The following is a 4,302-nucleotide window of genomic DNA, read 5'->3' as shown; positions in this document are numbered from 1 at the left end:
AGGGTCAGGGTGCGGTCGAGCGCTCCCCCGGCGGCGACCGCCGCCGGCGCGGCGGGCAGGTCCCCGCCCGTGGAGACGATCGGCAGCGCCGTGCGTCGCTTGTCGGGGCCGGTGATCGTGGCCCTGAGCTCGCCCGTGTACGCCGACCCGGTGGAGGCGATCCGTATCGGGAGATCGAGCACCTCGTCGTCGTCGACCCGTCTCAGCGCGGCGTCTCCGACCGCGGTGAGGCGCACGGGCAGGTCCACCACCGGGTCGACCCGTCGCGATTCGGACGGCGTCCCGTCCCCGACCACCGGCCAGCCACCCACCCAGTCCAGGCGGTCGATCAGCATGTAGCGGCGCTGGACACCGCCCGGCAGGACGGCCTGACCGCGCGGCGCCGCGTGGTAGAGCATCCAGTCCTGCCCGGCGTCATCGATGGCGACGTCGACATGCCCAGGCCCGACCCAGTTCTCGTCGCCCCTGAGGATCACGTCGCCCGCGCCGCGCTCGAGCAACGGCCGACCGGTCCTGTCCTCGTACGGGCCGAGCAGGTCGTCCGCGCGTCCGCCGAGCACCCGGTACTGCGACCGCTCGCCGTCGCAACACAGGCCGGCGCTCGTGAACAGGTGGGTGCGCCCGGCGCGGGCGACCACGGCCGGCGCCTCGACGCCCGGACCGGCGACGAGCACCGGATCGCCGTCCAGTGCGGTGCCTGCGGCGTTCATCGGTACGGCGTGGATGCCCTCGAAGTTGCCCATGAGCATCACCGGGCCGTCCTCGGTGAACACGACCTCCGGGTCCATGGGGTCGAGGTCCTGGTAGGGCTCGTCGGCGCCGTAGCAGACGATCGGGGTGGCGTCGTGGATCCACGGGCCGTCCGGACCGGGCGCGGTGGCGCGGCCGATGCAGGGCGCGGAGCCGCCGGTGGTGTAGTACATGACCGCCCCGGCGTCGGCGAGGTGGACGTCGGGCGCCCACAGCGATGATCCGGCCGGCGCCCACGAGGGCGGCGCGGCGAACGCGTCGCCCACGTACTCCCACTCCACCAGGTCGAAGGACCGGAAGTGCGGCACGAGGCGCCGCCCGGCACCGTCACCCCAGTCGTCCGAGGTGGCGTGGACGTGGAAGGCGCCGTCGGCGCCGCGCTGCACCGAGGGGTCGGGGGCGATCGACGAGATCACGGGGTTGGCCGCGGCCGTCGCGACGGTGGTGGTGGAGGTGACCGTGACCGCCGTGATGAGGGCGACGACGACGAGGGCCGCCGGCTCCGGGGAACGGACGGTGGCCGTGGGAGTCATGCGCTGAGGGTAGTTCCTCGTGCGCCGGTCCGCAGTACCTAGGTCCGCGACCCGTCAGGCCTGCCCGGAGCGCTCCTTGCGCAGCAGGAAGCGCTGGATCTTGCCCGACGGGGTCTTGGGCAGCTCGCGCACGAAGTGGACCTTCCGCGGGAAGGCGTGGGCCGCGAACTCGGTTTTGACCCACGCCTGCAGCGCGGACTCCGTCTCGGGGCCACCGTCGACACCGTCGCGCAGGACGACGTACGCCTCGAGCACCTCGCCCGCGAGCTCGTCGGGGACGCCGATCACCGCGGACTCGAGGACGTCCGGGTGCTTGGCGAGCACGGACTCCACGTCGAACGGGCCGATGCGGTAGCCGGACATGATGATGACATCGTCGTCGCGGCTGGAGAAGTAGAAGTGGCCGTCGGCGTCGAGCTTGGCCGCGTCGCCGGTGTAGTACCAGCGGCCGTCCGCGCTGAAGCGCTCGGCGGTCTTCTCCGGCGCCTCGTGGTAGCCGGTGAACCACATGAGCGGGCTGGCGGGCACGTCGATCGCCACGCGGCCCAGCTCTCCGGCCGGCGCCGGATCGTCCGAGTCCGCGGCCAGCACGGTGCACGACCAGCCCGGCAGGGGCACGCCCATCGAGCCGGGGCGGACCTCCTCGCGCAGGGAGTCGTGCCACGGGTTGATGATGAACATGCCGTGCTCGGTCTGCCCGTACTGGTCGCGCACCTCCACACCGAACTGCTCGCGCGACCACTCGATCACCTCGGGGGTGAGCGGCTCACCGGCGGCCGAGGCGCGGCGGAGCCTCACGTCGGCCGGCGCGATGTCGCGCTTGGCGCGCATGGTCCGGTACACGGTCGGGGCGGCGGCGAAGTTGGTGACGCGGTAGTACTGCAGCACGGCGAAGGCCAGCTCCGGCGTGTACCGGGCGTGCAGCAGCAGGCTGCGGCGCCCGACGGCCAGCGGACCGAGGATGCCGTAGTACAGGCCGTACGCCCAGCCCGGGTCGGCGCCGTTCCAGAACACGTCGTCCGCGCGGACGTCCAGGCCGGTCTCGATGTACTGGTGGAACGCGGCCAGCGCGCGCACCGGCACGACGACACCCTTCGGGGTGCCCGTCGTACCGGAGGTGAAGAGCATGACCATGCCGGCGTCCGGGCCGGTGACCGCGGCGGGGCGACCGGGCTCCTGCGCCGCGACGATGGTGTCCAGGTCGAGGTCCCCCTCGCGGGACTCCGGGCAGTCGGCCAGGCCCGCGACGACGACCGGTACGGACGTGGACTCGAGCTTGCCGCGCTGGTCGGCGTCGGAGACGATCACCTTCGCGTCGCCACCGGTGATGCGCATCTCGATGGCCGGCCACGCGAACGCGGTGAACAGCGGCATGTGGACGGCGCCGAGCCGCCAGATCCCCATCAGCGTGAACACCAGATCGGCGGACTTCGACATGAGTGTCGCCACCCGGTCGCCCTCGGCCACCCCCAGCGCGGCCAGGGCGGCGGCGACCTTCTCACTCTCCGTGCGCAGCTCCCCGTACGTGATGTCGCGCCCGGACAGGTCCGGGTCGATGACGGTGAACGCGACCGCGTCCGGGTCGTGCCGGTCGCACAGGAACTCCGCGGCGCTCGCGCCGGGGACGTCGTAGATCGCCAGCAGGTCCTCCGGCGACAGGGGCGTGGACGCGGTCGACGCGGTGTTCTCGGTCATAGTCGGCGATTGTGGTCCAGTCGGCGGGGTGAGCACCACCACCACCCACCGACGGGCACCCCCGCTTTCGGGGCTACAGGGCCCAAGGTCCGGGCGTGCACTCTAATGGGACCCAGTATCTTTCCCGCACGCACCCGGAGGACCCCCATGGCCGTGGACCGACTGCTCCCCAGCGACGAGGCGTACGAACTCCTCGAGATGACGCGCTCGGTCGCGGACAAGCTCCTCGAGCCGGTCGCCGCGGAACACGAGCGGAACCACACCTACCCCGAGGGGCTGTTCGCCCAGCTCGGCGAGGTCGGCCTGCTCGGCCTGCCCTACCCGGAGGAGTTCGGCGGCGGCGACCAGCCGTACGAGGTGTACCTGCAGGTCCTCGAGGAGCTCGGCGCCCGGTGGGCGGCCGTCGCGGTGGCCACGAGCGTCCACGGGCTGTCCTGCTTCCCGCTGGCCACCGCCGGCACCGACGAGCAGAAGGCCGAGTGGCTACCCGGGCTGCTCGCCGGCGAGCAGATCGGTGCGTACTCGCTGTCCGAGCCGCAGGCCGGATCGGACGCCGCCGCCCTGCGGTGCCGCGCAGAGCGGGACGGTGACGCGTACGTGGTGACCGGCACCAAGTCGTGGATCACCCACGGCGGGATCGCCGACGTCTACAACACCTTCGTCCGCACCGGTGAGGGCTCGCGCGGCATCTCCTGCCTGCTCGTGCCACGCGACACGGAGAACCTGCACTTCGGCAAGCCCGAGGACAAGATGGGCCTCAACGGCGTGCCCACCACCACGGCCTCCTACGAGGGCGCCCGCATCGACGCCGGCCGGCTCATCGGCGCCGAGGGCGAGGGCCTGCGCATCGCGTTCTCCGCCCTGGACTCGGGCCGACTCGGGATCGCCGCCGTGGCCACGGGCATCGCACAGCGCGCGCTCGACGACGCGGTGGCCTACGCGAACGAGCGCGAGGCGTTCGGCAAGACCATCATCGGCCACCAGGGACTGGGCTTCCTGCTCGCCGACATGGCCGCCGCCGTGGCCTCGGCCCGCGCGGCGTACCTCGACGCCGCCCGCCGCAAGGACGCCGGGCGCCCGTACTCCCGGGAGGCCTCGATCGCCAAGCTCACCGCCACCGACGCCGCGATGAAGGTGACCACCGACGCCGTGCAGGTCCTCGGCGGCGTGGGCTACACCCGCGAGTTCCCTGTCGAGCGCTACATGCGCGAGGCCAAGATCACCCAGATCTTCGAGGGCACCAACCAGATCCAGCGCCTGGTGATCGCCCGCAGCCTCGCCGGCTGAGGCGCGGGGCCGGCGGCGGGCTGCGGTCCGGGGCCGG

At 72.7% G+C, this 4,302-nt stretch carries 3 protein-coding genes; 1 reads left to right on the top strand and 2 read right to left on the bottom strand.

Translation table 11 applies throughout. From position 1 onward, the window contains the following. The coding region (locus HMPREF3086_RS15625) for a family 43 glycosylhydrolase (protein WP_070722831.1) at positions 1-1,283 on the bottom strand (1,283 nt) is incomplete at its 3' end. A 54-nt stretch (positions 1,284-1,337) separates the two neighbouring features. Continuing rightward, positions 1,338-2,978 carry an AMP-binding protein gene (locus HMPREF3086_RS15620; protein WP_070722829.1) on the bottom strand — a complete coding sequence of 547 codons (1,641 nt, stop codon included), beginning with the start codon at positions 2,976-2,978 and terminating at the stop codon, positions 1,338-1,340. A 147-nt stretch (positions 2,979-3,125) separates the two neighbouring features. On the opposite strand from HMPREF3086_RS15620, the gene HMPREF3086_RS15615 reads away from it, so the two are divergent. Continuing rightward, a complete protein-coding gene (locus tag HMPREF3086_RS15615) occupies positions 3,126-4,265 on the top strand; it encodes an acyl-CoA dehydrogenase family protein (protein ID WP_070722826.1) in 1,140 nt (379 codons plus the stop codon). Positions 4,266-4,302: the final 37 nt, after the last annotated feature.

The organism is Dietzia sp. HMSC21D01 (assembly GCF_001815995.1).
In the GTDB taxonomy this organism is placed as follows: Bacteria; Actinomycetota; Actinomycetes; order Mycobacteriales; family Mycobacteriaceae; genus Dietzia; species Dietzia cinnamea.
This window is presented reverse-complemented; position numbering and strand designations above follow the sequence as displayed.

Excerpts from the sequence above, each read along its gene's own strand:
- HMPREF3086_RS15620 (WP_070722829.1), bottom strand. The coding sequence starts at position 2,978 with ATGACCGAGAACACCGCGTCGACCGCGTCCACGCCCCTGTCGCCGGAG.
- HMPREF3086_RS15615 (WP_070722826.1), top strand. The coding sequence starts at position 3,126 with ATGGCCGTGGACCGACTGCTCCCCAGCGACGAGGCGTACGAACTCCTC.